This window comes from Dietzia sp. DQ11-38-2 (genome assembly GCF_014145055.1).
Taxonomy (GTDB): domain Bacteria; phylum Actinomycetota; class Actinomycetes; order Mycobacteriales; family Mycobacteriaceae; genus Dietzia.
Genome location: NZ_JAALDW010000520.1, coordinates 988 through 5,187 on the forward strand (window position 1 = coordinate 988; position 4,200 = coordinate 5,187).

Genomic DNA, 4,200 nt, shown 5'->3' on the forward strand with positions numbered 1-4,200 from the left:
GACCCTCTACACCACCTCCTGGTGCCCCTTCTGCACCCGACTCAAGAAGCTGCTGGACGAGAAGGCGATCGGGTACGTCGAGATCGACGTCGACGCCGACCCCGACGCCGCGGCGTTCGTGGAGAGCGTCAACGGGGGCAACCGCGTCGTCCCCACCGCCCTGTACTCGGACGGCACCACCGCCACCAACCCCCCGGCCTCTCAGGTCAGGGCCAAGCTCGCCGAGCTCGCGGGCGCCTGACCCGCCGGGCACCTCACCCGCCGTCCACCGCCGCCGCCCACGACCGGAGCATCACGTGGGCGATCGACACCGGCGGCGCCACCCTCAGCGTGCCCCGGCCGTCGAGCGCTGCGCGGACGTCGTCGACGTCGAACCAGGCGGCCTCGCTGATCTCCTCGTCCTCGAGGACGATCGGCGCGTCCGGGTCGCCGATGGCGTGGAATCCCACCATCAGCGAGCGCGGGAACGGCCAGGGTTGACTGCCGAGGTAGCGGACGCGGTCCACGGCCACGCCGACCTCTTCCTGCACCTCGCGAACCACGCATCCCTCCAGCGACTCCCCCGCCTCCACGAATCCCGCGACGTGGGAGTACATCCCCGTCGGCCAGACCGGCTGGCGGGCGAGGAGTACCCGACGGCCCCCGTCGTGGACCAGGCAGATCACGGCCGGGTCCGTGCGGGGGTACTCGGGCCCGCCGTGGAAGGGGTCCTCGATCGCCCAGCCCGCGTCCACTCGGCGCGGATGGTGCTGCGGTCCCCGGCCCCGCACGGTGTCCCGGTGCCACCCGAGCAGCGCGAGGGCCTGTGATGCCAGCGCCCCGTCTCCGTCCACGAGGTCCGCTCCGGACGACCGGAGGGTCGTCACCGACGGATCGTCGGGGAGCTCATCCTCCGGCATCGCCCAGAGGTGGCGACCCTCCTCCGTGAGCCCGAGGAACACCGCGGTCTCGGGCATCCGGTCCGCGTGGTCCATCGCGGGCTCCAGCCGGAGGCGTCGACGGCCACCCGCCACGGGATCGGTGGCGAACCGATCACGGCGATCGATCCGCACCACCCGCGCGGTGGCCCACCCCCGCGCCAGACCGTCGGCGTCCTGGCGCAGGTGCGCGGCCCGGTCGGGGGCGGCGACGGACAGGACGGGGTCGGAGTCGAGGCTGAAGTCCAGCGGCATGGTCGGGTTCCTTCTCGCGGATCATGGGAGGCGGTCAGCGTATCCGGAGACCTTCCCGCCGGCCCGGGTCACCCGGGCCGACCGCCCCGGTGCCGGAATCAGCTTGCGACCATCCTGATGTAGAGCAGGCGGTCGCCGGTCTCCAGCGCATCGGCCTGCGGTTCGTTGACCTTGATCAACTGGCCCTTGCGGACGACCCCCAGAACGAGTTCGGCGAGGTGTCGCGGGGACCCGCCGACCTCGGACTCCTCGACCCGTCGTTCGGCGATGGAGAAACCCTCGTCCGGCGTCAGCAGGTCCTCCATCATCCCCACGACGGTCGGGGTGATGGTCGCCAGTCCGAGCAGCCGGCCAGCCGTCTCGGCGGAGACCACCACGGAGTCGGCACCGGACTGTTTCAGCAGATGCTTGTTGTCGGACTCGCGGACGGTGGCGACGATCTTCGCGTTGGGTGCGAGCTCTCGGGCGGTCAGCGTGACCAGCACCGCCGTGTCATCGGAGTTGGTCGCCACCACCACGGACGCGGCGCGCGTCACGCCCGCGAGCTTGAGGACGTCCGACCGGGTGGCCGAGCCCTGGACCGTGACCAGACCGCGCGCGGCCGCCGACTTGAGCGCCTGGGGGTCGGTGTCGACGACGACGATGTCGTCGGGAGCGGTGTCGTCGGCGAGCATCGCCGCGACGGCGGACCTGCCCTTGGTTCCGTAGCCGACGACGACGGTGTGGTTACGCACGAGGTTCCTCCAGCGCTGGATCCTGAGGGCCTGACGGGACTGCTCGGTGAGCACCGACAGGGTGGTACCGACGAGCAGGATCAGGAAGAGCACGCGCAGCGGCGTGATCAGGATGGCGTTGAGCAGCCGCGCCTGCTGGGTGATCGGGGAAATGTCTCCGTAGCCCGTTGTCGAGAGGGAGACCGTGGCGTAGTAGAAGGCGTCGACGACCGTGATCCTGCCGTCGGCGCCTCCGCCGCCCTCGTACCCCTCCTGATCGAAGTACACCACGAGTGCCGCCAACGTCAGCGTGAGCACGGCCATCAGCACGCGCTTGCCGATCAGTCGCCAGGGGCTCTCGGCATTGGCGGGGATGCTCACCACGCCCACGAGGATGTGGTCGGGGCTCTCGTCCAGTGGGTCGCTGCTGCGGGAACGGGACGCGAGTGGGCGCTTCCTCACCATCAGCAGCTCCGTTCCGGGACGAGACCACCGTCGTTCATCGGGGTCACCCGGACCATCGTGGCCTATCGGCCCCTGTCGGACAACAACCGCCCTCTCCCGGGGCCGGTGGACAGCAGTTGCCGCAGTTCCTCCGCATCGGGCAGAGCGTCCGGTTCAACGGTCCTCCCGACGCGGACGTAGTGGAAGGCGGCCCGGACCCTGTCGAGCTCGACCGGTCGACCGAGCCTGGCCGAGACGATCCTGGCCCAGGCGTAACGGTAGACCGCCAACTGGAGCGAGACGGCCGGCATCTCTCCCGGACCCGGCACCCGCCCGGTTTTCCAGTCCACGACGATCCACTCGTCCCCGTCCGCGAACACCGCGTCCATCCGGCCGCGCAGCAGGTGACCCCCGAGGCCCACCTCGAAGGGCACCTCCACTGCCTCGGGGGTCAGCCGTGACCACCTCGACGCCTCGAACGCCCTCTTCAGCGCCGCGAGGTCCGCCTCCGACACGCCGTCGACCGCCCCGTGGTCCCCTGCTCCGGGGAGGTCGTCGATGTCGAGCAGGTGGGTGGCTCCGAATCGGTGCTCCACCCACTGGTGGAACCGCGTTCCCCGGCGGGCGAAACGGTCGGGCCGGAACGGCACCGGTCGGCGCAGCCGGTCGGCGTACGCATCCGGATCGGTCGCCATGGCCACGACCTCCCCCGCCGTCAACCGGCGCGGTAGGACCACTCTGTCGCTCTGGTCGGCGGCCCGGCGCGCATCCGCGAGCAGCGGCGCCGCAGTGAGGTGCCAGAGCCGGGCGGGTCCGTGGTCGGGAGCCGGGTCGACCTCGGGATCCACGGGACGGGCCTGCGACACCGCGTCCGCCGCCGTCCTGCGATCGTTCACCGACGCACGTGGCCAGGTGGCCTCGACCACCGTCGCGGTGGCCGGGTTGGTGGCCGACGGCGTGACGACGAGAGGGTCCACCATCCCGAGGGATTCGGGTCCCCGGCAGAACTCGAGGACCTCGTCGAGTAACTCCGACGGGCCACGGGGTGTGGAGCCACTGCCGTGCCAGTGGGAGGCCGAGAGCAGAAGGGAGTGTTCCGCCCGGGTGACGGCCACGTAGAACAGGCGTCGGTCCTCGTCGAGCGACCGCTTCTTGACGCGGTCGATGTGGGCCTTGAGCGTGGCCTCCAGTCGTTTGCGGTCCCCGATTCCGTCGAACCGGGGCACCGGCACGCCTCCGGGGTTGTCCTCGCCCTCGCGGTCCCCGCGGAGGTACTCGGGCAGGTGGGTGGCCGCTCGAACCGAGGTCTGGGGCGCGCGGTCGGAGGGGAATATCCCCACGGACAGGTGGGGCACGGCGACGATCTCCCATTCCAACCCCTTGGCCGAGTGCACGGTGAGGATCTGTACCCGTCCCGGAACGGAGGCGACCTCGCCCCGTGCGAGCCCGCCGTCCACCGTGCGTGCCAGATCGAGGTGTGCCAGGAAGGCGTCCAGACCCTGACCGCGGTCGGCCCCGAATCCCGCGGCCACCTCCTGCAGCTCATCGAGCTGCTCTCGTGCCTCTCCCCCGCCGGTGCGCTCCCGGAGGCGCACCTCGGCGTCCAGACCCAGCGCCTGTTCCGCGGCGGCGACGAGTCTGGCAGGGGGAGCGGATGACCGCGCTCGAAGCCCGGCGATGATCCGCGAGAGCCCGGTGATGCGGGCCAGGCCGTCTGGGCTGTAGTCGCCCTCGGGGCCCGGGTCGGCCAGCGCGTCCGCGAGTCCCGCGGCATCGGTCTCCTCGCCGCGGGCGATGGCGTCCAGTGCGTCCTCGAGTTCGCGGACGGAGGACAGTGCTCCTCCGGCCTCGGCCGGGCGCCGGAGTGAGAG

At 71.4% G+C, this 4,200-nt stretch carries 4 protein-coding genes; 1 reads left to right on the top strand and 3 read right to left on the bottom strand.

Features of this window, described 5'->3' with window-relative positions:
• The coding region (locus G6026_RS16240; protein ID WP_241728140.1) for a mycoredoxin at positions 1 to 241 on the top strand (241 nt) is incomplete at its 5' end.
• Between the two features lie 13 nt (positions 242 to 254).
• Here G6026_RS16240 and nudC read toward each other — a convergent pair.
• The 3 genes from nudC to G6026_RS16255 all read right to left on the bottom strand — a co-directional run.
• Entirely contained in the window at positions 255 to 1,172 is a 918-nt protein-coding gene (nudC, locus tag G6026_RS16245; RefSeq protein WP_107755962.1) for an NAD(+) diphosphatase, read from the bottom strand.
• Between the two features lie 98 nt (positions 1,173 to 1,270).
• Positions 1,271 to 2,350: a potassium channel family protein gene (locus G6026_RS16250; RefSeq protein WP_107755961.1), complete on the bottom strand. Its 1,080-nt coding sequence runs from the start codon at positions 2,348 to 2,350 to the stop codon at positions 1,271 to 1,273.
• Positions 2,351 to 2,412: 62 nt separating this feature from the next.
• On the bottom strand, positions 2,413 to 4,200 hold a 1,788-nt coding region (locus G6026_RS16255; protein ID WP_182613773.1), incomplete at its 5' end, for a 3'-5' exonuclease.

Bases quoted from the DNA above. Each gene is read 5' to 3' on its own strand.
- nudC (WP_107755962.1), bottom strand. From the start codon at position 1,172: ATGCCGCTGGACTTCAGCCTCGACTCCGACCCCGTCCTGTCCGTCGCC.
- G6026_RS16250 (WP_107755961.1), bottom strand. From the start codon at position 2,350: ATGGTGAGGAAGCGCCCACTCGCGTCCCGTTCCCGCAGCAGCGACCCA.